This is a genomic window from Candidatus Poribacteria bacterium (assembly GCA_026702755.1).
Taxonomy (GTDB): Bacteria; Poribacteria; WGA-4E; order WGA-4E; family WGA-3G; genus WGA-3G.
In genome coordinates this window covers 89,678-114,139 of sequence record JAPPBX010000087.1, presented here as the reverse complement: position 1 = coordinate 114,139, position 24,462 = coordinate 89,678, and the positions used below count along the sequence as shown (strand labels likewise).

Annotated in this window: 21 protein-coding genes; 19 read left to right on the top strand and 2 right to left on the bottom strand. The window is 47.8% G+C overall.

What is annotated here, in order from left to right; all coding sequences use genetic code 11:
- The 8 genes from OXH39_16705 to OXH39_16670 form a co-directional block, all read left to right on the top strand.
- On the top strand, nucleotides 1–927 hold a 927-nt coding region (locus OXH39_16705; GenBank protein ID MCY3552104.1), incomplete at its 5' end, for an isocitrate/isopropylmalate family dehydrogenase.
- Nucleotides 928–1,135: 208 nt separating this feature from the next.
- Complete coding sequence (locus tag OXH39_16700) at nucleotides 1,136–2,134, top strand: DUF4037 domain-containing protein (GenBank protein ID MCY3552103.1); 999 nt, start codon at nucleotides 1,136–1,138, stop codon at nucleotides 2,132–2,134.
- A 28-nt stretch (nucleotides 2,135–2,162) separates the two neighbouring features.
- Nucleotides 2,163–3,053, top strand: a complete 891-nt coding sequence (locus OXH39_16695) for a phosphotransferase (GenBank protein MCY3552102.1) — start codon at nucleotides 2,163–2,165, stop codon at nucleotides 3,051–3,053.
- Nucleotides 3,054–3,242: 189 nt separating this feature from the next.
- Nucleotides 3,243–3,929 carry an ankyrin repeat domain-containing protein gene (locus OXH39_16690; protein ID MCY3552101.1) on the top strand — a complete coding sequence of 229 codons (687 nt, stop codon included), beginning with the start codon at nucleotides 3,243–3,245 and terminating at the stop codon, nucleotides 3,927–3,929.
- Nucleotides 3,930–4,029: 100 nt separating this feature from the next.
- Entirely contained in the window at nucleotides 4,030–4,701 is a 672-nt protein-coding gene (locus OXH39_16685; GenBank protein ID MCY3552100.1) for an HAD-IA family hydrolase, read from the top strand.
- A 174-nt stretch (nucleotides 4,702–4,875) separates the two neighbouring features.
- Nucleotides 4,876–5,487: a GNAT family N-acetyltransferase gene (locus OXH39_16680; protein MCY3552099.1), complete on the top strand. Its 612-nt coding sequence runs from the start codon at nucleotides 4,876–4,878 to the stop codon at nucleotides 5,485–5,487.
- Nucleotides 5,488–5,625: 138 nt separating this feature from the next.
- Nucleotides 5,626–6,039: an IS200/IS605 family transposase gene (gene tnpA / locus OXH39_16675; GenBank protein ID MCY3552098.1), complete on the top strand. Its 414-nt coding sequence runs from the start codon at nucleotides 5,626–5,628 to the stop codon at nucleotides 6,037–6,039.
- Nucleotides 6,036–7,148, top strand: a complete 1,113-nt coding sequence (locus OXH39_16670; GenBank protein ID MCY3552097.1) for an RNA-guided endonuclease TnpB family protein — start codon at nucleotides 6,036–6,038, stop codon at nucleotides 7,146–7,148. The genes tnpA and OXH39_16670 overlap by 4 nt, the downstream gene beginning before the upstream one ends.
- A gap of 230 nt (nucleotides 7,149–7,378) precedes the next feature.
- On the opposite strand, the gene OXH39_16665 is transcribed toward OXH39_16670, so the two are convergent.
- Nucleotides 7,379–9,487, bottom strand: coding sequence for a hypothetical protein (locus OXH39_16665; protein MCY3552096.1), 2,109 nt, complete (start codon nucleotides 9,485–9,487; stop codon nucleotides 7,379–7,381).
- Between the two features lie 345 nt (nucleotides 9,488–9,832).
- Between OXH39_16665 and OXH39_16660 the strand changes: the two genes are divergently transcribed.
- The 5 genes from OXH39_16660 to OXH39_16640 all read left to right on the top strand — a co-directional run bounded on the left by OXH39_16660 (nucleotide 9,833) and on the right by OXH39_16640 (nucleotide 14,855).
- Nucleotides 9,833–10,822, top strand: a complete 990-nt coding sequence (locus OXH39_16660; GenBank protein MCY3552095.1) for a hypothetical protein — start codon at nucleotides 9,833–9,835, stop codon at nucleotides 10,820–10,822.
- Nucleotides 10,823–10,988: 166 nt separating this feature from the next.
- Nucleotides 10,989–11,594: a DUF123 domain-containing protein gene (locus OXH39_16655; GenBank protein ID MCY3552094.1), complete on the top strand. Its 606-nt coding sequence runs from the start codon at nucleotides 10,989–10,991 to the stop codon at nucleotides 11,592–11,594.
- A gap of 52 nt (nucleotides 11,595–11,646) precedes the next feature.
- On the top strand, nucleotides 11,647–12,759 hold the full coding sequence (locus tag OXH39_16650; protein ID MCY3552093.1) for an aminopeptidase: 1,113 nt from the start codon (nucleotides 11,647–11,649) through the stop codon (nucleotides 12,757–12,759).
- Nucleotides 12,756–13,241 carry a hypothetical protein gene (locus OXH39_16645; GenBank protein ID MCY3552092.1) on the top strand — a complete coding sequence of 162 codons (486 nt, stop codon included), beginning with the start codon at nucleotides 12,756–12,758 and terminating at the stop codon, nucleotides 13,239–13,241. Before OXH39_16650 ends, OXH39_16645 begins: the two co-directional genes overlap by 4 nt.
- Nucleotides 13,242–13,418: 177 nt before the next feature.
- Nucleotides 13,419–14,855, top strand: a complete 1,437-nt coding sequence (locus OXH39_16640; protein ID MCY3552091.1) for a sulfatase-like hydrolase/transferase — start codon at nucleotides 13,419–13,421, stop codon at nucleotides 14,853–14,855.
- A gap of 39 nt (nucleotides 14,856–14,894) precedes the next feature.
- Here the strand turns inward: OXH39_16640 and OXH39_16635 are convergent, their stop codons facing one another.
- Nucleotides 14,895–15,872 carry a hypothetical protein gene (locus tag OXH39_16635; GenBank protein MCY3552090.1) on the bottom strand — a complete coding sequence of 326 codons (978 nt, stop codon included), beginning with the start codon at nucleotides 15,870–15,872 and terminating at the stop codon, nucleotides 14,895–14,897.
- A gap of 190 nt (nucleotides 15,873–16,062) precedes the next feature.
- Here OXH39_16635 and OXH39_16630 point away from each other — a divergent pair, with 190 nt between their 5' ends.
- From OXH39_16630 to OXH39_16605, 6 genes are all read left to right on the top strand, one after another.
- Complete coding sequence (locus tag OXH39_16630; GenBank protein MCY3552089.1) at nucleotides 16,063–18,249, top strand: hypothetical protein; 2,187 nt, start codon at nucleotides 16,063–16,065, stop codon at nucleotides 18,247–18,249.
- Between the two features lie 179 nt (nucleotides 18,250–18,428).
- Nucleotides 18,429–19,511, top strand: coding sequence for a YCF48-related protein (locus OXH39_16625; GenBank protein ID MCY3552088.1), 1,083 nt, complete (start codon nucleotides 18,429–18,431; stop codon nucleotides 19,509–19,511).
- A 126-nt stretch (nucleotides 19,512–19,637) separates the two neighbouring features.
- Complete coding sequence (locus OXH39_16620; GenBank protein MCY3552087.1) at nucleotides 19,638–20,849, top strand: Gfo/Idh/MocA family oxidoreductase; 1,212 nt, start codon at nucleotides 19,638–19,640, stop codon at nucleotides 20,847–20,849.
- A 411-nt stretch (nucleotides 20,850–21,260) separates the two neighbouring features.
- Complete coding sequence (locus tag OXH39_16615) at nucleotides 21,261–22,808, top strand: tetratricopeptide repeat protein (GenBank protein ID MCY3552086.1); 1,548 nt, start codon at nucleotides 21,261–21,263, stop codon at nucleotides 22,806–22,808.
- Complete coding sequence (locus tag OXH39_16610; protein MCY3552085.1) at nucleotides 22,805–23,566, top strand: LamG domain-containing protein; 762 nt, start codon at nucleotides 22,805–22,807, stop codon at nucleotides 23,564–23,566. The genes OXH39_16615 and OXH39_16610 overlap by 4 nt, the downstream gene beginning before the upstream one ends.
- Nucleotides 23,567–23,583: 17 nt before the next feature.
- Complete coding sequence (locus OXH39_16605; protein ID MCY3552084.1) at nucleotides 23,584–24,435, top strand: phytanoyl-CoA dioxygenase family protein; 852 nt, start codon at nucleotides 23,584–23,586, stop codon at nucleotides 24,433–24,435.
- Nucleotides 24,436–24,462: the final 27 nt, after the last annotated feature.

Sequence of the window (24,462 nt, the reverse complement as noted above, 5' to 3'; positions counted from 1 at the left end):
GACTACTATTTCGAGCATGGGCACATGATGCCAGCAGATGCCCTTGATACCCTTGCGGAATTCGACCAGATTTATCTTGGCGCAGTCGGGCACCCCGACATCCAAGACCACATTGCGCTCAATGGGCTTCTGTTACCTATCCGACGTAGATTCGATCAGTACGTCTGTGAGCGACCCAGTGTCCTCTATCCCGGCATTAACACGCCGCTCAAGGACAAAAGTGCTTGGGATATTGATCTGGTGGTGATAAGAGAAAACACAGAAGGGGAATATGCCAACGTCGGTGGGTTTCAATACCAAGGATTCCCCGAAGAGATCGGCGTGCAGGTTGGCGTATTTACGCGCCACGGCTGCGAGCGGATTATCACTTATGCCTTCGAGCAAGCTCGGGCACGAGATAAGAAGCGCAAAGTCACTTCGATCACCAAATCGAATGCGCAAGGCTACGGCATGATTGTATGGGATACAGCCTTCGAGCGAGTCGCCACAAAGTATCCCGACATAGAGACGGAATCGTTGCTTGTGGACGCAGCCTGTATGGATTTCGTGCGGAGACCAGAAGACTTTGATGTAGTCGTCGCCAGCAACCTGTTTGGGGATATCCTCACGGACATCGGCGCAATTATCACCGGAAGCATGGGACTGGCTCCGAGCGGCAATATCGACCCACAACGTCGATTCCCGTCGATGTTCGAGCCGGTTCACGGGAGTGCCCCGGACATCATGGGGATGGGCATCGCGAATCCATTGGCAGCAATTATCTCTGGTTCGATGATGTTGCGCTTCATCGGTGAGGTAGAAGCGGCACAAACGATAGATGCAGCCGTACTAAAGGTCGTCGAGGCAGGCAAAACCCTCCCACAGGACCTTGGCGGTCAAGCCACAACCTCACAGGTCGGCGACGCTGTGGTGAATGCGCTTGGTTGAGGTTTGAAACATCGCCAGCACTATCAGTGCCCGTCACAATTTTTGCCCGTACCACAAAGAAAACGACTCAAAAATTTTGACCTTTTCCAGAAAATTTAGTATATTTTTAACAATTGAGTGCAGGGATCCAAGGTGAAGCGGATTCTCCAACTCACTTCTGCAAGATCATTCGTTGAACAAAATCGTCGCATCACCAAAGAGGTGGCTGATGAAAGAACAAGACTCTTCGCAGCTCAACCCTGAAAACTATGAGTTACCGCTGAAGGGGCACGTGTACTGTAAAATTTTATTTGATGAAGTCTTTCTACCCGTCTTAAAAGAACGCTTTTCGGATGTCCTTCCCCGTCTTAGTGCTGGAGTCATCGGATTAGGATCTGACGTTTTGGGTGCCGACGACGAACTGTCACGCGATCACGACTGGGGACCGAACAAGTGCCAACTACTGCTGTCGGAACAGGATATTGCAGAGTATGGCTCCTCTATTTCTCAGGTTTTAGAAACAGTTATTCCAGATGAGCTATTAGGAATTGACACAGCCAAATTGCAACCTAAGACGATACGGATAAGCACCATTGACGCAGTCTATCGTGACTTTCACGAGTCTGCCTATCCACCGGTAACGATCAAGGAATGGGCTGCCGCTGATGACAACAACCTCTGTTACGCGTCGTCTGGTTTTGTTCTCTACGACCCTTCAAATGCCCTTAGCGAACGCATATCCTCTTTCCAAAAGGCATACTATCCGGCAGACATCTGGAAGTGGAAGATCGCGAGTGATCTATGGGGAATTTGGCACAATGGCGACTACAATTCGTGCCATCGTTTAGCTAAACGCGGAGACGGTATAGGTTTTCTCATCGGCCAGGGTGCTTTTGTTGAAGGGACTCTAAGACTTCTGTGTCTGCTCAATAAGCGTTTTCCCGTATACTGGAAATGGCTACACTGGCAGGCACAAAGCCTCCCGAAATGGATAGACATTATAGAACCATCTCTTAAGAAACTCGAATCAGCAAACAATCATGAAACGCGCGGTGAGATCATCCACACCATCTGTCAATCAATTCGGGAAATCCTTTATAAAATGGATTTACTTCCCGATACAGAATGGCGCAATTACATGGGCAGCCAAGAGATTGCTCTGCAAATCGAGTCAACTCAGGTGAAGGCGTTGATTCGGGAAAGAGAACCCCATTTGTATGTATGGTAATTGAAGTGACACATAGAAACGAGAAACAATGGTCGAAATACGATCCCACCACCATGCAACTGAGAAAAATTACCACGCAGCGATTACCGAAAACTTCCCTCAGTTGTCGATTGAAACATGGGAACCACTCCACGAAGGCTGGGCGAACCGGACGTTTTTGGTCAATCAGGAGTTCGTTTTTCGCTTCCCTAAACATCAGGTCGCAGCACACGCCTTGGTCCGTGAAATACGTTTACTGACCAAACTTGCTCCTACCGTTCCCTTACCTATTCCGCAGTATCTCTACCATGGGCAACCCACACAACATTATCCGTTTGTGTTTGGGGGATATGCCTTCATTGAGGGAACGCCACTGGATCAGTGTCCATCGCACGTACAATCGGCATCGTGGTGGAAACCGCCGTTAGGGGCTTTTCTCACCGCATTGCATTGCTTTCCGGTAGACCGTGTGCAAGACTTATTTGAGACCGATGTTTATACGACACCACAGGCATGGCAGGAAGGGATAACTAAAATGCACGGAAAAATACAAACCCATATCTTTCCGCTGCTCACCCACAAACAGCAAGAAGAACTTAACATCTATTTCAAACAGGTAATAGCCAACCCGTCTATCTTTTGTTTTACCCCCGTTCTTATTCACCAAGACTTTTATTCACACAACATTTTAGTCGATGTCAATAGGGAAACCGTCACTGGAATTATTGATTGGGGAAGTTGCACGATTGGTGATCCGGCAGAAGATGTTGGCGATTTGGTTGCTTATTACGATGGCGTTATTGACGAAGGTTGGTATTCTCGCTGCGCTTTTTATCGCCATACCGCTCCATTGCCGGATTTACTCTATGTTCTTGAACACAACCAGCCTGAGAAAGTGGCATCAATTATGGGCAAGATTGATGCGTTATGGACACCATGAGTCAACTCACACCATTTCGACATAGGTATGTATTGAGAGTCTCCCCGGAATCATTCCCAAAGAAAAATGCCTTCAACAAGTAAAATGAATTTGCATTTTTGAATCAAATATGTTATCATATATAATGTAAACTTAAATTACTATTTATTTTTTGGAAATACAATTAACCTAACACGATGGAGAATAAATATGAAACTCGGTTCAATTCATGACGCGGCAGCCAACGGGGACCTCGATGTCGTAAAGAAAATCGTTGAACAGGATCCTCGTCTGGTCAATCAAGACGACAAATACGAATGGTGCCCTATATTTCATGCCGGATTAAACCGCCATTATGATGTTGTTAAATATCTAATAGACTGTGGTGCTGATTTGGCAGCGCATGATGGTTATGTGATTCACTATGCTGGGGAAGTACCAGACAATAAGGAGGTCGTATCATTACTCGTTGCGTATGGCGGCTTGGATGCACATGCCAAACCATCAAGCGAAGCCGCTCGCCAGTTTATATACGCCGTTTTCTTAGCCAATGTACAGCGAGTCAACGCAATGCTCCATGACGATCCAACGTTAGTGCAGGAGCGTTACGCCCGTGGTGATACAGCCTTGCACCATGCTGCGCGAAACGGTGACCAAGAAATTGTAGAACAGTTGGTCAGCAGTGGAGCGGATGTCAATGTAACATCAGATCACGCGCATTTTCCGCTGTACTGCGCAGCCGGTCATGGACATGTAGAAACGACGCGGTATCTTGTAGAACATGGCGCGGATTTACAAGCCAGACTTGAGGATGGCAAAACGGTCGTTGAGTGGCTAAAACAATATGCCGATCATGATCGTCGCTTGAAATCTTGTCTCGATGTATTGGAGAGATGATACCTCAAGTGCTGCGCGACAATCGCGCCAACAGTATGTTTTCATGTTCGGGGGACGAGAAACAGTATGTGGAAAATTGACAACCTAACGGAGCGGTAATGTGAAAGCAGTCTTCTTTGATTTATTCGAGACGCTCATAACTGAGAAAACGAGAAGTGATTTCCAAGCAAGAGCTCCGTTCCATGAACGACTGGGCACGACCGAAGATAAATCTTTGCTTTGGTGGTCAGAGAACGAGGATGCCGCGATGATCGGAAAATTTCCTGATTGTCTGGCGAGGTTCACCCATTTGTGCAAAGCAGTCGGGTCGCCCCTCACGGAAAATGAAATTGTCGTGGCCGCCCAAGAGCATGAGGTATGGAAATCAAAAGTCTTGAGTTGTGTCGAGCCTCAGATATTTGAAATGTTACGCGCAGTCCGAGCGCGTGGGCTGAAAGTTGGGGTTATCAGCAATGCCTTACCAGAAGAGGTCCTCGCTTGGCGATTCTGTCCGCTTCAAGATCACGTGGACCCAGTTGTATTTTCCTGCAGTGTCGGCGTAATGAAGCCTGATAGGGAGATATTCGAGTTAGCGTGTTCACGTATGTGTGTTCAACCTTCCGAAGCGTACTTTGTTGGGGATGGCGGTTACGATGAACTGCAAGGTGCGGCATCTGTCGGCATGAGGGTGATTCAGGCAGCGTGGTATCAAGATCGAGATTTGAAATGGTCTGGTGCATCTCCTTTAGGACGGGCAGACTCAATAAGGGATCTTCCTGAGTTGTTGTGTTAAATCAAGGTGTGGACAAGGAACGATATATAGTAAACCCGAAAGTAAGAGGGTGCTTTGGAAAACATAAAATACCTCACCACCGCTGGCGAGGTTTGTAACCTCGCCCTTCTACAATGTCTAATTAATTGTAGGTTTACTATAGACACTATTTGACTCTGGAAAGGATCAGCAGAAATGCCGCATGATATAGACTTGACGAACCTTGAACTCCGCGAACTTACACCAGACCGTGCCGACGATTTCCTTGACTACTTCGATGGAGACGCATTCGCCGACAATCCCGAGGGAGCCTCATGCTACTGTTGCTATTTCCATTGGGTCGGAGCCAATGGCGAAGATTGGTCTGAGAGAACTGCCGCAGCAAACCGTGCGTGGAAGGCTGAACTTATCCAACGCGGTGAAACGACAGGCATCCTTGCTTATCTCAACAACCGTCCGGTTGGGTGGTGCCACGCAGCCGAAAAACGTTCCCTTTCGCACTTAGCTGCTATGGGCGTTCTGGCGAGTCCTGACGATGAATCTGTTGGGTCCATTGTGTGCTTCGTTGTAACCAAACGCTTTCGAGGCACAGGACTCTCAAGCCTTCTGCTCGAGGCAGCGTGTGATCTACTCGCCAAGCGAAACCTACGGATTGTGGAGGCGTACCCAGACCGTCGAGCCACCGACAGTTACTCGAACTTCCACGGACGTCTTGACATGTTCCTTGGGGCCGGCTTTCAGGTCTATCGTGAACTGGAAGGCGATATGTCCGGGATCGTGATTGTGAGACGGAGCCTGACAATTTAGCATATTCCCGTCAAACCCCCTGCCTTTAGGTAGGGGATGTAGACGGCGTAGGACGTTGTTGAAAATAAACTTGCCAATCTAATCAAAATGTGGTATAATGTATCATATACTACAATAGAAAGGTAAGATATTATGCCACTGAAAATCGCTAATAAAAAGCGTGATTATCGAACAACGAACAAAACAATCTATAGTTGTCAATATCATGTCATCTGGTGTACCAAGTATCGGCGTAAAGTTTTGGATACACAGATACAAGGTCGTCTTAAGCAACTGATACGCGAAAAGCAGGACGACTACGATTACCATATCATAGAGATTGAAACTCAACCTGAACACGTCCATTTGTTGATAGATATACCGCCCATGCATTCTATAGACAAAATCATTGGCAAAATCAAAGGGTATACCTCCAAAGCTTTGCGTTCAGAGTATCCATCCCTGAACAGTCGTTTACCCTCTCTGTGGACACGTTCAAAGTTTGTCAGTTCCTGTGGGGGTGTAACCCTCCAAGTCATAAAAGATTACATTGAAGGTCAAAGCGGTAAATGAGAAAAGCCTACGGGTTCAAACTTCAGTCTCAAAAGAATGTCATCAAACTTGGCAACATGATTGATGATATGTGGGGCATTCACCTGCATATCATGCTGTTGGCACGTCGGTATCGTCGTATGTTTGGAAAAGATGTGTCGGCATATAGACTCAAAAGGCATATTGCCACCCTCAAAAAGCGAACGAAACCGCATTGGAAAGACCTGCCGAGCCAAGTTGTGCAAGACGTTGTATTACGGTATGGTAAATCGCAAGACGCATTTTTTCAGAATAAGAAAGACCGAAAAGCCGGTAAAACGAACCGCAAAGTTGGTAGACCGAAGATAAAACCGCGTCATAAATACACCTCTATGACGTTTACACAAGCGGGCTATACCCTCGAAGGAAACCGTATCAAAATCAATTGCATAGATACATGGTTTTCCTTCCACAAACACCGTGAAATCAAAGGTATCCTTAAGACAATCACCATCAAGCGAGATAGGTGTGGAGACTATTGGATATACTTTTCGTGTGAAAATGTTGACGATTCCACAAACAAACCCAAGACGGGTAAGAGCGCAGGGTTTGATTACGGAAACAAAACATTCCTTACAAGCGACGAGGGACACAAGATAGAATCTCCGCAGTTTCTCAAGCAATCACTCAACAAGTTGCGATCCCTCAGTAAAGCCCTCAGTCGTAAAGTCAAAGGCTCTAACAATTGGTATCGTGCGGCTCGCGCTTTGGCAAGGCAACACAGAAAAGTTGCCAGACAAAGAGAAGATTGGCAGTGGAAACTTGCTGACGAACTTTGCACAGAGTTTGATACCCTCTTTTTTGAGACACTCAACCTTGACGGCATGAAACGGCTTTGGGGACGCAAAGTCTCTGACCACGCCTTCTACCAGTTTCTGCAAATACTGGAACAGAAATGTGCGAAGCACGGTAAAACCTTTGTCAAAATCGGGCAATGGACAGCAACGACAAAGCCTTGTAGTGATTGTGGATACCATAACAAAGACCTCTCTCTTTCTGATAGGCAGTGGACGTGTCCCGAATGTGGTTCGCACCACGACCGAGACGTAAACGCTGCTATCAATATCAAACGGGCAGGCTTGGCTGCCTAAAGTGGAGACGATGTAAGTCGCTTCTTCGGAAGTGCCGTTGTCGAGGAAGCACAAGCCCCTACCTTCAGGTAGTGGGTAACATTGACAACTATGAAAACAGCAAGACCACGACAATACTGGGATGATTACGCATCCCGATTCAAACACCGAAGTTTGGCAGATTAGAAGCAAGGGGTACTTGGGGAAAACCACTGGCGTAGGACATAAGGACTAAACATTCCACCGAATCATCATTGCTCGGTTTCTTCAGAAAGACGAAAGTTCGGTCCATCATCGGTTGATTGAATGCTAAAACCGCTCCAACCCCACCGTTTGTACTTACCTTTCCCACGGGTATATATTACTTGTGTTAGGTGTTCATCCATAATCGTGATATTGTAACGCTTCTCAATTGTCTCATTTCCGACAGGAATCCGCAATCGTTGAATCTGCTTCTCACCCCCCGCAATGAGGTTTATCTCTAACGGTTCAGATTCGCTGGCACTGAAATAGCAGGTCACTTCGTACGTTCCGTTGGGAAGTGCCACTCGGAAAACGCCATCCTCCATCGCCCAAATGCTATCTTCGTAGGGTTGGGAGGCTTCAGATTCATTCTTGAAATCTTCCCGCTCTGATTCTGTCAGCCAGCCGTATTGCCCATCCATATAGACCGTATCCCCATGAACAGCGATATACCCGGGTGCCGTCTGTCCATCGTCCGGTTGCAAATCAAAGGCAACGGTGGTTCCACCACCCCACATTTCGGCATTCGGTGCTGCACGCTTGCGGCGATAGAGGCGGTTGTAGTCGTTAGAATCAATGAGTTCATACTCTTCCTCTAAACCGGCAACATCGTCATACTCTGTCCGCCAAATGATGGCGTAATCAGAAGGCAATTCTTTTTGTTTGTATTGCAGCGGAAAGTGATCCGTATTCGCTTCATAGTTATCGAGGTAACCGATTCCTTTATGCGTTGCCAGTAGACCCTCGATATGCCCAAACGGTTCAACGTATTTCGGTTGAAAACCGAGCGAATCTGAAAAACCACCCCATTCTCCCGGTTCACTCGTGAGAATCGTATCTATTTCGTCCATACCCTCCAATGAGAGCGCGTTGGTGATGTCCCGATTGAGTAGCGTGTATGTGTGGACATTGTAGCCGAGATGCCATAGGGATAGAACTATAATAACTCCCGCTACCGCATAGTTTGCGTAGCGATGCAGGTTGACAGCGAAGAATGGCAGCAACACAAGAAATATGTACAAATGAAACCGGTCGTTTATCCAGCCGCCGCTGTAGCCTGACCACGGGGCTATGAAATACATTACAGTGATGAGAATTGCCATGAGCAGAAACCCATCCATCTGGCTCACAAACCTCATCCAAAGTCGTTCGCCAGTCTCTTTCCATTCCTCTGATTTGCGAAATTGATAACACTGCCAGATTCTATTGATGACCGTAAGTACAAAGGCAGTAGCAAAAAAGACTAACAGCACCCGTCCGATAAGTACGTGATCGTCCCGAAAAGAGACCAAAGATTTCATGCCAAAGAAATAGTCATTTAACCACGCAAATCCCTTATGGTTACCATCCTCCCCGTGAGCGTTGGTAAGGAAGAAATAGTAGGAGAATAGGATAAAATAAGCAGGGATAAGACTGCCTATGAAAGTCAGGGCAGGTTTAAGTTTCGTCAGACCCTCTTTGAAACGCTGTGCCAGTGGTTGTGATGTCTCCTTATATCCCCACATTCCACGCAGCGCATCATAGCCTGATGAGAAAAGAGCGAAGAACGTCAACGACATAATCAGCAACGCATAAGAGTGATAGTGCGTTAGGTAAGTCGCCAACAACAGGACGTATATGACCACGATGTTGATCAATCCGAGTTTATCCTTAACTCTCCACCAGTAGCCAAGCGTAAAGAAAAACAGCGACATGCTGAGGACGAAATTGTAAAATCCCATGTGAAGCAGGTAGTTATAGGCGAAGAGAAACCCAAGCAGTCCGAAGACCATATTTTTCTTTTGAACACCGTTGAGGACATATAATAGGGAGAGCGGCAGGAGACTGATACAGAGCGTCAGCACGATCTTTTCGCAAACGAGCGGCGGAAAGACATACAACAGTAATACCAAGAGTGCGTGGGATGTCCAGTTTGGAAAGATAGTCGCGTTCAGTTCATAGACTTCGCGTAAACGGTAGTTTTCGTGTTTGTGGTATTCTTTCACAACATAAGCGTTATAGATATGACTTGCCCCGTCTTGTGTCGGGAAATACTTGAAACCCCAAACCGGCAGAAGATGTACCACCATTAGCACAATCACCGTGACATATCCAACAGATAATAGACGCGTTTTCATTCTTTTAATGTTCCTTGCGGTTCGTTGAGGTGGGTATAGCAATAAAATACCGTTCCGTTTATCCAGCCCGCCGAAGTTGGACTTACGTGCGCTTGCTGTAACGATCTTCCTCTTTTGCTATTCTAATAGATTTTCGCTTTTGTTTCAATACCCAATTCCAAAAAAGTCAGACCCATTCAATTCTTCCAAAACCCCGCTAAATTACCAAGCGGTTGCTGCCTGCCAAACCCGCAGCTCCGCGTCCTCTGCGTCTTCCGCGATAATCCGCGATTCAGACAATTTGACAATTGAATATTTCTGCCAAAAAAGTTGACATTCATCAACAAATAGAGGTATAATCTGGATATGGAAGATATCTTAAACCAGTTCCTTGAAGAATTACCGCACAACCGATACGATATTGTCAGCAAACATATCTTTGGAACGTTCACCGAAGATTTATTGCGGGCCCTGACCAAAATCCCAGGGCTGAAGTTCCTTGAGCAACTTGAGACTGAACTTCCCACCGTTGAGATACGCCGTATGGACGTTTTGGCGAAGACACTTGTTGAAGAGCAAGAAGTCTTAGTGCATATTGAATTCCAAGTCAGCAGGGAGACGAGGACAGAGATAATCCAACGCAAGGTTGGCTATTTCGGGCGATGCTTTGAACGATACGGCTTGCCGATTTTGTCTTACATCATCTATTTGAGCCCGGATGCAGGTCAGAATGATCCGGGCGGGTATAGCCAAGCGTTTCCAGGACACAAGATTGAAATAGAGTATCAAGTGATCCGCCTCAGTGAACTTGAGGGTCAGTCCATTTTTGAGACGGGTCAGACTTCCTTGATGGCGTTTGCTCCGTTGATGCGCCCACGGGCAGGGGTATCAGCGGTCGAATGGGTTGAGGAATGTCATCAAATCACGCGTGCACTGTCGTTAGAGCCAGAGCTTCAGAAGGATTTATTACTATGGCAATGGGTTTTGAGTGGTTTAATCGTTGATCCTGCCGACATTCAACATCTAATGGAGGGACCTATGTTAGAATCATCGACTTACCGATATATACTGCAACAAGGCATTGAACAAGGCATTGAACAAGGTATCGAGCAAGGTATCGAGCAAGGTATCGAGCAAGGCATTGAACAAGGCATTGAACAAGGGAAAAAACAGTACGCAGTTGAAGCAATACTCACAGTGTTAGATGTCCGATTCCAAACGGATGTCGCGGAAAAACTAAAGCCTTTTCTGAGTGCCATTGACGATCTACAACGTCTGGATCAGTTACACCGTGTTGCCGCGCAAGCATCAAGCATTGATGAGTTCACACATGCCCTCTTGAACCTTGAAAACTAAATGTGCCTTGTAGCGGAGCCTTCCTGTCCGATGAGTCTTAAAATAACAGACACTACCTGTGTATGGTTCCGCTATGACACACAGCGGGTGCCTGCTCCTTTTACTGAAAAATATGAAAACGAACATGTCCCAGGGTTGACAGAGATATAGCCTATGTATTGAATCGATGGAAAATCCAAGCATCTGCATCATCGGCGATGAATCACAGGCTGGAACATACATCTTGCGAATCCGCCTTAAAGGGAATACCACATTACAATTCGGACGCTTCAAAAAAGGGAAATGGATTTCACTACTTGCTGGTGATTATACCTATGTCGGTTCCGCACTGTCAGAGAAGGGCGCGACTTCACTGGCGCGGCGGCTCATTCGGCACGCAACGCGGAGCGGTGATAAACCACCACACACCATCCGGGAAAAAATGATACACCAATTCACCGAATGCGGTTTGGGAAGCGGAAACCTATTGCCGAGACAGGGAAAAACCTTGCATTGGAATGTCGATTTTCTCTTGGATCTGCAATCGGCGGAAATTGTAAATATCTTTGCTATCCGTTCTCCTGAACGTTTGGAAAACAGAATTGCCAAATGGCTTGAACGCGATCCACGGACAGATATTATCGAGCGGGGTTTAGGTGCAAATGATGCACCGGGTGCCACACACCTGTTACGCCTCGGGGCAGATGATATGCGGTGGATGTCGCTCACTGACAATGCAATGGCTGTTCTGGGAGAAAACACCTTAAATCAAATGAACAATATTGAAAATTGAAATCCGTTTTTGAATTTTTACATACGCAACCACAATCATTTTCGAGGTAAATATGCACGACCCACGACTTGATAAACTCGCAAACGTTCTCACAACCCATTCCACCAAAGTCCAACCCGGCGAATTTGTGCTCATAGAGGGCATTGACATCCCGCAGGAGATGGTCATTGCCCTCATTCGAGCGGTTCGGAACGCTGGTGGGATTCCGCTCGTTGAACTCAAACAGAACCGTATCCAACGTGAAGTCATCCTTGGTGGAGACAATGCCGGAATAAAATTGATTGGTGAATACGAAATATATCGTATGGAGAAGGTACAAGCATACATCGGTATTCGTGGGAGTCATAATATCACAGAGATGTCTGATGTTCCGTCAGAGGCAATGCAGCGCTATCAAAAGTATTGGATTCGGCCCCTCAATGATATCCGCGTGCCGCACACAAAATGGGTTGTCCTACGCTGGCCCTATCCAGCAATGGCGCAGCAGGCGCAGATGAGCACGGAGGCATTTGAGGATTACTATTTCGACGTTTGCACGCTCGACTACAGCCGCATGGAGCGCGCGATGGTTCCCCTCAAGTCCCTGATGGAGGAAACCGATGAAGTCCACATCGTCGGTGAGGGTACTGATTTGCGATTCAGTATCAAGGATATTCCCATTATTCCTTGCGCTGGCGAGAAGAATATCCCCGATGGCGAATGCTTCACCGCCCCTGTGCGAGATTCCGTCAACGGCACTATACATTTCAATACACCCACAATCTATCAAGGAACCACCTTTACAGACATCCGACTCCGCTTTGAAAATGGTAAAATCGTTGAGGCAACGGCGAATAACACTGAAAGGCTAAACGCCATCCTCGATACAGACGACGGAGCACGCTATATTGGCGAGTTTGCTATTGCGTTCAACCCGTATATCACAAGTCCGATGCTCGATATTCTGTTCGATGAAAAGATCGCTGGATCGTTTCATTTCACACCCGGTCAGGCTTATGAGGAAGCGGATAACGGAGTCAGATCCGCTGTCCATTGGGATATGGTGATGATTCAGACACCAGAACACGGTGGTGGAGAAATGTCTTTTGACGGAAACCTTATTCGGAAAGATGGTCGCTTCGTCCATCCCGCGTTAGAGGCGTTAAATCCGGAGAATTTGATATGAGTAGAAAACAACACCCAGTATACGGCGATCCACAACGATTTGAAGTCGTCGCAGATTTTATTGCGTCGCGATACGGCAATACGATCCAGGCTGTTGCCGATGTTGCAGGTGGCAAGGGAATATTAACGCGCCTTCTCACCAAAAAGAAAAACTTCGCATGCGAACTCATTGATCCGCGCCGTACAGTACTCAAAGGCATTGAACATCGTCCCGAACAATTTGAACCTGAGATGGCAGACTACTATGACTTGTTGGTTGGACTCCATCCGGATGGCGCATTACGTCAATTGGGAGAGGCAGCCCTTGTACGCCCTGCCGTGATAATTCCGTGCTGTAACTTCTGGGATGAACAGCGTCGCGGACAGTATGAATTGTTGACGGCAATTGAGGACTTCTATCGACGACATTCGGTCCAATTTGAGCGAATTGAACTCGACTTCAAAGGACCAAAGAATATCGCTATCGTATCCGAACCCACTTGAATCTCAAAGGGAATGCTGACACCAATGTTCTTGCAACTGCAATTCAACTTATGAGAAAATGGGTTTTCACGGCAATCGGAATCAGCCTCGCTCGCATTGGGATACCTCTCCTTTATAAAGTTTGAGTCATACATAGGTTTCAACCTCTACCGAATCAAAAAGCCGAAAAGGAATAATATGGCACAACAACCCAATATACTTTTCCTTCTCACCGACCAGCAGCGTTTCGATTCTCTGGGCTGCAATGGTGCTCCCGTCTGTAGAACGCCTGCCGTTGACGAAATCGCCGCAACAGGTATGCGGTTTACGAACGCCTATACCCCGATCGCGCTCTGCTCACCGGCGCGTGGGTCGCTGCTCACTGGACTCTATCCCCATAACCACGGACAACTCTCAAACATGGGGAATTTCAACGGCGTGTTCGCAAACCAGATTCTTGACAAACCAGCATATCCAAAACTCCTAAGTGCAGCAGGCTATCAGGTCAGTTGTATCGGTAAGTGGCACCTCGCCAAGCAAGGCGACACCGAGTTCTGGGGCTACGACAAATGGCACCCTTATAATGAGTGGCATCAGTGGCTCCGCGAGGACGGAATTGACTTCCGAATTGATAGAGATGCCGTCCAACCCTTTGAGTGGGGTGGCGAGGCACCCTTCTATGGAAGACTTCCGCTCCCCGTTGAACGGACGATGGAAGCGTGGACCGCCGATAAAACGATCGAACTAATCAACGGCTATACGGATTCCGAGCAACCCTTTATGATTGCCGCGAACTTCTTCGGACCGCATTTCCCGTATGCCGTACCCGCACCTTACGATACGATGTACGATCCTGACACCGTTGAACGGTGGGGAAATTTTGATGAGCAATTCATCAACAAACCCCTCATCCAGCAGAAGGAGATGCTCCGGTGGAACGCCAGCCATTTGACGTGGCACGATTGGCAGAAGGTTATCGCTGCTTACTGGGGATTCTGCACCTTCATTGACGACCAAGTTCGGCGGATTCTCGACTGCCTTGAGGCGAACGGTCTGGCAGAAAATACCGTCGTTATCTTTTCAACCGACCACGGCGATATGCTCGGCAGCCATCGACTTTTCAACAAAGGGTTCCACATGTACGAGGAAACACACCACATTCCATTGGTCATCCGATGGCCGGGCGGAACACCACAAGGAACGACGTGTGATGAATTTGTGAACCTTGTAGATCTCATGCCAACGTTTTTGGAACTCGGTGGTGCAGCGATGCCCGATAATCTTGACGGCAGGTCGATTGTGCCGCTGTTACAAGGAGAAGATGTGGAGGATTGGCCCGATGACGTGTTTGCCGAATTTCACGGGTATGAACCGACGCTTGCCTCTGTTAGGATGGTACGGACAGATTCATGGAAGTACGTCTACAATCCATACAGCGAGGATGAGCTCTACGATATGAAGAGCGATCCGCATGAACTCCATAACTTGGCAAATCACCTCGGTTACAAACATGTACTCCGCCGCATGAAAGCACGTATGGTCGATCGTTTACGTGAAACAAAAGACAACATCGTCATGGAAGGTGGGTGGCAGAGCAATTCGTTTGATCTGCTTGTTTCGGAACGGGAACGGTAGCACCTTGTAAACGAGACGGATCAGTTAATCACAAAAAGACTACTGTTGTTTTATCAGTCCCCATATCGTTGTTGCCAATTGTGGTTGCGGTGAAACAGATAGGGCAAACGCTGGATCGAACCAATCCCCTACAAGATGCCAGAATTTCGGATTTGTGAGTCGCTCAGGAACGCCGCCATTCAATCCAATTTTGTAAATTTGCATCTGTTTGCCTTTAGTGTACCGATCATAAAGAAGTGCATCTCCCCGTGGCGACCAGACTGGAGAAGTTTCCTGAAAGCCTTCGTCATCAATGACCTGTTGAAGCCCTGTGCCATCACGGTTTATAGTGTAAATTGTCTCTGTATCAGCAAACTCTCCCAGCGGTGCTTTATGGACCCATGTAAACGCTATTTTATTCCCTGAAGGTGACCATGCTGGGGATGTCATCCACGAGGGTCTTACCGGTTTGGGAAAGAATACTTTCTGTTTGCGCGTGTTAACATTTAGGATAGTGATCTGCATACGTTCGGGCCATCCAGTGAGAAAAGCGATTTCTTCTCCATCTGGCGACCACGCAGGACTAGCTCCAAAAGCGATTTTTTCCTCGTTTTTGCCATCTATTGTGGCGATGTAGACGAATGCTCCACTGGGCTCCCGCCGTCTATAAGCAATCTGTTTGCCATCCGGCGACCAAGTGGCTGAGGAGCGATCCGCTCGTTTCGCAAATACCTTCTGTACGTTAGAGCCGTCCGCCGCCATCAAGTATAAATCACGTACGCCATCTCGATCCGATGCAAAGAGAATCTGCATCCCCGTAGGGGACCATACGGGATACCCATCAAGTGCTTTGTGTTGGGTAATGTTTATCTGCTCGGTTCCGTCTGGATTCATGAGATAGATGTCTCGATTTTCTTCACGATATGCCGAAAAGACGATTTTAGGAGTATCGGGTGCTTTCGCAAAGACAGGATAAGTGTCTAAATATAACACTGCGCCGATTAAAACAAAAAGGAGTAATAGATATAGGCGTTTCATGGAACTCCGCTCCAAAACACAAGGGGAATGTAAGGTTGATTGTTATGTTATTAAGTATATCCCGATTGCCGAAAAAAGTAAATGTTTTTGAAAGTCAGAGTTAATCAGCAAACCAGAAATTCAGATTTGAAAAAAATATGGAAGTGTGATAATATGTCTGTCAAATTCCTATCCGCCTTAGGAGGCGTTGATGATTATCAGGGTTGACGAGAGTTATCGTCATCAGAGGGACCACACCGAACAGCAGCTTTTCGCAGTCGTTGAACGGAATACACCCGATTCTATTAAAACACCCCTTTTCCCGCAGGACGAATCAGAGGCATTCATATTCCATCTTGATAAGGCACTGATTGAGCGTTTGAACCTCTGGGAGTGGTTTCGCAATTATGCGAAGGAAGCGCAGGTCTCGACCGCCGGCATCCGAGGTCCGCAGAATATTTTATATCCCTGGGACACCCGCTTCCCGATTAACCAGATCGGAATTATCTTGGCGACACTCGGTAAGAGTCTTGTCGCAAACGAAACCGCAGATGGTAAGCCGGTTGAGAAGCTCGCAGGGTGTGAAGTCCGCTATAACTCCCAGAAGTATGTCGAATACATCGCTCGAATCCAAGCCGCACAAGGGATTCGCACGTACGTACCAAAAGGGTTCGGTACACTGCCCATCTGGATGGCATCTTTCCTGATTTTCATGCTTGATTTGGACGGTGGCGAGCATGTCACATCGAGCCACTCCGTTAGCACCAAAAACGCAACCAAGGACCTCAACAATCAGGGGAGTCAATATCTGCCGGAAGAATCCATGCAGTTCGTCAACAAGATTGAAGAGATTCTCAAAACCGCTGAAATGCAAGGCTATCCAATTCAGTTCAGCGCAGTTGATAACGAACACATTGATTTTGAACGACTGGATGAACTCCACGACGGTGTGCAGCTTTATGTCGGCTATCTCAAAGGTGGTGTCGCCACAGAGGCGAATCTCAATCTCATTCGTAAAGTGAAACCGCCAATCGTAGTCGATTGCGTCGGTGGGTGTATGTATCGTCCGATGCGTGCTATTTTTGAGCGGTTAGGCATTGGGAACTCTGTCCGCTGGCTTCACGTTGAGGCAGATCCACTCTATCACAATATCGGGAAACTCGACCGAAACCCGAAGACCGGCGAGGTTGAATTTTATGACCTTGGCTGCGATTTTAGTATTCTTGACGTTGTAAAATCCACAGATTACGCAACAAAACTCAAAACACAGCCCATCGGGACTGTTATTGAAGCAACCGATCCGGATGGTGATCGGCTTATCGTTTGTGAAATAGAGGACGCATCGCGAGCAGAGACATTGGAACACCTCGGTGTCGATTATCTTGATCTCGGTGACGACCGACTCTTGACGATTTACACGCCGAATCAAGCATTTCTCATGTTGATGGACTTCTACGCCAAGCAGCTCAAAACTTCTGGACGCTGGAAAGATCATCCGCGGTTCATGATTAAGACGACACCTTCCGCCCTTGCTTGGGACCAATGGGGTGAGGCAAACGATGTTAAGGTCATTAACGTGCCAGTCGGTTTCAAAGAGATCGCCGCGATTATGAAGAAGATTGAGAAGCAACTCGCCGAGGCACCAGATGATCCAGTTGTTGTTCAAGATGTCTACGGTGAAACGATTTCCCTCGGTGTGCAACCGCGACTGATTTTCGCTGGTGAAGAGAGCGGCGGAATGATTACCGGTCCTGAAGCACTCATTCGGAGTCAAGGCGGTCGCACTGCTATTGCGATGCGTGAGAAGTCGGCAGGCGAATCTATGGTGCTCGTCACAGCACTCGCAGCGCACTGCAAGCAGGAGAATATGCCCTTGTCTGACTATCTCGCTGGTGTTTTTACGGAGAGTCGAATCACCGCAACGTGCGATGTCAGAGAGGACATCACCTATTACAACGAGTCTGAACCGAACCCTGAAAAACTCCGCGCGGCAAAACTGGGGGGAGAAGCGAAACGCGACAAGAACGACCTATTTTTTCTCGGGATCGCCATTGCGCTCCGTGAAAAGAAAATAGGCATGGAACAAGCGCGTGCCATCCTTGCGGATGCGCTTCCGACCCTTGATTTCACAACGCTTGAGGATGTCCGATTTGTCGGTGATGGGAGTTATCTCAAATTTAATGATAAGTTTGTTGAAGTCCGAAAATCCGGCACAGATGCGAAGACCAAAGCCTACGCCTCCGGGGGCGATAAGGAGGAGTGTCGGAAGTTCGCCAAAGCCTTCGGTGAGGCAAGTGGTGAATTAACCGAACTTTACATCAAACAAATAGGTCAAAATTATTTAGGGAGTGTTGAAGAGAGAGCACGACAGATTTATGATGCATTTCAGTCGGGTTAATAGCAGTCGGCTGTCAGCGATCAGCGGTCGGCAAGATAACCGTTAGCAGTCGACAATCAGCAGTCAGTGGTCAGAAGAATAGCGTCAGCAGTCGGCAAAAGGATGTAATTTCGCCAGAAACCTCTTTGCTGAAGGCTAAAGGTTTCCGATGGCTGACGGCTAATAAAAAGGAGATTACCATGATCAGAACAATTATCGGTTCTTTTGGAGTGTTTATTGGATTTACGCTCCTTTTTTCTTTCGCGACGGTTGCCAATGCAGAGTGGACCGTTCTGCGCGAAGACGATATCCTCCGCGGTGATGGCATCGACGGAATGTTACAGGATGTCTATTTCATGGATAACCAAAACGGTTTAGTCGTTGGAAACGGTGGTCTCATGTTGAAAACATCGGATGGTGGTAAGACATGGGAGAAGGTAGAAGTTGATATGCGTCCTCCAGGTGCCGGGCAAAGACCAGGCGGGGGCGGTGGTGGACCCCCAGCAGGTTTCGGGCGCGGCGGTCCCGCACCTCTCTATAATATCTACTTTATAAATGAAAACGTTGGGTATATCACAGGCGGTAGAGGCACCATCCTGAAGACTGAAGACGGCGGTAAAACCTGGGCACGGAAAATGGCGAGGAGTGATACCCCTGGACGTGGCGGAAGACCAGGCGGCATTCGTGCCAATTTGATGGGCATCCAGATGATTAACGAAACCACCGGTTTCATCGCCGGATCCGAGAATACGATTCTCAAAACAACCGATGGCGGCGAAACTTGGATCGGCAGCTCGGAACGCGCACGCGTCGGCGAAACCCGAAATAATCTTGAGAATATCTTGTTTGTTTCACCCACAACAGGTTGGGTTATCGGCTCATTCGGGACGCTCCTGCATACAACGGATGGCGGCGAAAACTGGGAGAAACGCGACCCCGGTTTTGATAATAATTTGTTCGGTATCCACTTCCTTGATGAGAACACGGGTTGGATTTGTGGGCAGGAAGGTTTGATCCTACATACCACTGATGGTGGTGCCACGTGGAATCAGCAAAAGACCGAATCCTACGACGATCTCCACGATATTATCTTTGTTGATGCTATGGTCGGTTGGGCTGTTGGCGGTTACAATTCCGTTTTACATACCACCGATGGTGGCCAGACATGGACAGTCTCAAATATACCGGGAGGCGCGACCTTCAAGGGCGTTCATGCGACGGATCAGGACCACTGTTGGACAGTTAACGATTGGGGTGTCATCGCAGGATACAAATCGCAATAATGGGAAGATAGATGGATGGAACAAAAGGGAAGGTGGCGGACCTCCCTGTGTTTCCCCTGCTTGTAGGGGCGGGTCTTGTGCCTGCCCTTCCGCTGTAATTAAAAGATCGTAGCGAAAGGAAAAATAATGTCGGAACTGAGAAGCCACAAAGTCACAATGCTCGGCACGGGGCTCATCGGAATGTTCTACACGATGACGCTCCACAATCAACGCGGTGCAGATCGCGTCCACAGCGTTTACTCTCGACGCGAAGAGCGCGCAACCGCATTCGCCGAAGAGTGGAATATCCCTCACGCGACAACCGATTTGGCAGAAGCCATCAACCACCCAGAGACAGACACTGTTGTCATTGGATTGCCGAATAACTTGCACCTGAAAGCGGTTGAACTCGCAGCAGCAGCAGGCAAAGCTATTCTCTGTACGAAACCGCTTGGACGCACCGCTGAAGAAGCGAAGGCGATGCTGGACATCGTTGAAAACACAGGCGTGTTTGGGGGTTACCTTGAGGACTTGGTATATCCGCCAAAAACTCTCAAGGCGTTGGAGTCCGTCCAAAACGGGGCACTCGGGAAAATTCTATGGGTGCGTTCCCGCGAGACACATCCCGGTCCCCACAGCGATTGGTTTTGGGATCTGGAACAAGCCGGTGGTGGTGCTATCGTCGATATGGGATGCCACTGTATCGAGATTATCCGAAACTTTGTCGGCAAAAACAACAGACCGCTTGAGGTGGTGTGCTGGGCGGATACCCTTGTGCATCCGATTGATGCAGAGGACCACGGCATCGCACTCATCCGCTTTGAGAGCGGCGCGATGGGACAGTTTGAGGTCGGATGGGCGTTCCGTGGCGGCATGGATTTACGAGATGAAGTCTCCGGCAGTGAGGGAACGATCTGGCTCAATCACTGGCTCCGCACAGGTTATGAGATGTTCACCGCTGTTGGACAAGGTGGCTATGTCGCTGAAAAAGCCGAAAGCGATACCGGTTGGCTTTTCCCAGTTGGTGATGAGGTCGCGGAACTCGGTTATCGCGACATGTTCCTTGATATGTTCAACGCAATCGACGAGGAACGAGAACCCTTAGAAACCTTCTATGATGGCTACGTCGTGAACGCTATTATTGATGCCTGTTATAAATCCGCGAAGTCTAAACAGTGGGAAGCGGTTGAAATTCAGGATTGGCGCGGCACCGCCGAAACGACTGATGCACAGGCAAGCCAATCAGACGCTGATGAACAGTATGCCCTCCTCAAAGAGGAACGGATGCCAGATGGTAGAATGAAACGCATCTTCAGAGATCGGGAAACCGGACAGATTATTGAGAGGGTAGAGGATTAACAGAACTGGTACAAGCACTTTTGCTGGCGAAGTTTCTAAAAATGGCTTGTTGTGAAAAAACTCAGAAACCCCAAAATAGTAATGTCAGCGTCCGCATAGAGCACAGACACATCCTATTCAACACTTTACAAGGCGGGGGTAGTGGATTTTTTGTGAAACCGGACAAGGTCGTGACAAATATTCATGCCATTGTAGAGCGGAAATCCATTTTGATAACATCGGTTGACCGATAAAGGTATACCACTTCTACTTTCTAACAGTGATGTTCTACAGAAGGATGAACCTATTTCTATTTTCGGATTTCCTTATGGCAAATTTAAGGTCACAGAAGGGTTCGTTTATGGCTTCCAAGAAAGTGAAAAATGGTTCAAAATAAAACCAAATCTATCTGATGGATATAGTGGTAGCCCTGTGTTAAACGAAAAAAGACACGTTATAGGGGTCATCGTCAGTTCATTGGTCAGTAGAGATAATAGAGAACTTCACAGTGTCGCTATTTCGTTAAACGCGCTCAAGGCATTGCTTGACCGAGTGGAAGAACCCGCGGAGCCTTTGAGGAAGTGGCGCAGGCGAAAACTTATTCGCTCCTTTGCCAAACTCTTAAAAGGAAAACAGAACTTTTGGAACCGACGTTATCGCAAGGCAATCACTGATTTTAATAGAGCTATCCAACTAAATCCTAAATTGAGTGAGGCCTATTGGTTCAGAGCCGAGGCGAAAGTTGAGTTGGATGATCGTGAAGGTGCAATCATCGATTACAATAACGCTATCCAACTGGGGCCTGAAGATGCCTCTTTATACAATGATCGGGGTTGTACGAAATCCGAACTTGGTGATCTTGAAGGTGCAATAAAAGACTATGATAGTGCTATTCAATTGAATCCTGAAAATACTCGCTTCTACGAAAATCGTGGGCGTACGAAATCCGGCCTTGGTGATTTTGAAGGGGCGATAAGTGACTATGATAATGCTATCCAATTGGATCCTGAAAATGCTGCGGCCTATAGAAATCGTGGGCGTGCGAAGTCCAAACTTGATGATTTTGAAGGGGCGATAAGTGACTATGATAATGCTATCCAATTGGATCCTGAAAATGCTGCGGCCTATAGAAATCGTGGGCGTGCGAAGTCCAAACTTGATGATTTTGAAGGGGCGATAAGTGACTATGATAATGCTATCCAATTGGATCCTGAAAATGCTGAATTATATAATACCCGTGGGGTCGCGAAGTCTATGTTTCAGGATTATGACGAGGCAATAACTGATTATAACAAAGCTATAGAACTAAATCCTGAGTACACTATAGCTTACCGTAATCGATGTGTTCTACAGAGCAACGCTGGAGCATCTGAAGCGGCGCAAGGAAATCTGGAACGGGCACAAAATTTGTATCAAGCAGCGGTTGAGGGCTATACTGCTGTTATCAAATTAGACCCAGAGGATGCCGGGAGCTACCGTCGCCGAGGGCAGGTAATATCCGAAATTGGCACTCTCAAAGCAATTCAAGGTGATATAGCAGAAGCGCAGCGACTCTATGAAACAGCGATCGAAGACCATACACAAGCCATCAAAAAAGACGCAAAGTATAGTGACGCTTATAACAGTCGCGCTTGGACGAGGTATCTCTTAGGGAAATCTAACACCTCTATAGGAAATATAGGAGCAGCAGGCGCGTTATACCACGCGGCGATAATTGACAGCAACAAAGCCATCAAGCTTGATCCGGAGGCTGCCTTCTATCACACACGCGGGGCTGCGAAGGCAGCCATGGATAATTCTATTGGCGCGATAGAAGATTTTGATATAACACTGCAAATTGATCCGAGGGATGCCCTTACCTATTATGACCGTGCGCTTGCCAAACAGGCACTTGGGCAACAGGATACAGCGAACGCAGATTTTGAGAAGGCGAGAACCTTAGATCCAGATATTGAAATAAAAAGGGGGATTTTCACATGACTCAAATGCTCACAGTTTTCGCGCTCCTGCTCTGTTTAGGGATGAATTGTTTCGCTGCGTTTGAAGAGGAAACGGTTTTAATATACCTCTTTGACGAAGAGACAGCTGATGAAGCGACAGACCTATCTGAGTTTGAGAATCACGGCGAAATCACCGATGCTGAATGGACGGAGGATGGGAAAAATGGCGGTGCATTGGTCTTTAATGGCGCAAGTGCTCTCATTGAAGTCCCGCATCACGACAGCCTTGTTCCCGGTGGCGATGAACTGACAATAGAAGCATGGTTCAAACCCGCTTCTTTTCCGGGTGGGCATCCAGTGATCGCTAGAAAAGGCTCCGTCGCTGAAAGTGGATGGGGTTTTGATACACCCGGTGGAAAAATCCGTGGATTTGTCTATACTGCTCCCGGTGCCGCTGCCGTCGCAAACGGCACAACACCGATGGAGGTGGACACATGGCATCATCTCGCCATGGTCTACGATGGAGAAGAAATTCGTATCTATCTGGACGGTGAATTGGATGGAGAGGTTGCGCGGAAAGGGGACATCAACAAAAACGAAGCCTCAGTCTGGATCGGTAAGAAAGCGAATGAGCATATCTGGCTTGATGGCACGCTTGATGAGCTCCGTATTCTCAATGTCGCAATCACGCAAGAACAGATTCAGGAGGATATGGAAGAAGGCATCGCGTTTGCGGTGGAAGTCACAGGAAAACTCACAACGACGTGGGGGCAGATTAAGTCTAAAATCCGCCGTTAGATCTGAAGGAGATGACAATGGATACAAGTTGGCTTGAATACTGTGCTACGGAAGAACAACTCAAAGCGTTCAACAACACCGGTTACCTCATTGTTGAGGATGCTATAAGTCCTGAGATGGTAGACGCGTTAGAGGAGGTCGCAGATCGACTTGATGCCGAGGAACGCGCCAAAACGGGGATGGCACCCCACGCCTTGATGTCGAAGTTTCGCACCGTCATCGAAGACGATATATTGTTGGAACTGCTTGACAACAAGAAGGTTTTCCCGCTGCTCTGGGATATTCTCGGTTGGAACATCCAACTTTACATCTCGCATCTCATCATGTATCCCCCAGAACCTTCCGATAAACCACGCGTTCGCAAAGGCGCACATTGGCATCAAGACGGCGGCAGACCTGTACCGGAGATGGAACGTCCACACCCGCGACTCTCATTGAAGGTCAGTTACTGGTTAAGCGATGTTACCGATCGCGACAACGGTGCGATGCGCATTGTTCCCTGTAGTCATAAGCTCGACACCCGTCCACCCAACAGAGATGACGACCCTGATGGTGACCCGGAAGGCGCTATAGACCTGCTCGTCAAACGTGGGACAGCGGTGCTTTTCGATAGACGGATGTGGCATTCACGCGGCTGGAATTTCTCTGATGCAACGCGGAAAGTCCTGTTTATGGGCTATAGTTATCGCTGGTTGCGTGGCTTGGATTACAACCTCATGCCACCCGAAATCCTTGAAAAATGCGACCCAATTCGGCGGCAGCTCCTCGGTGACGGAGTGGACATTAAAGGCTGGTGGCAACCCACAGATGCGGATGTCCCCCTGAAGACGTGGATTGCAGAGCATCGTGGGGAAGAATATCTGCGGTAAGGTTTTCCGTTTGTGTTTCTGTAGTTT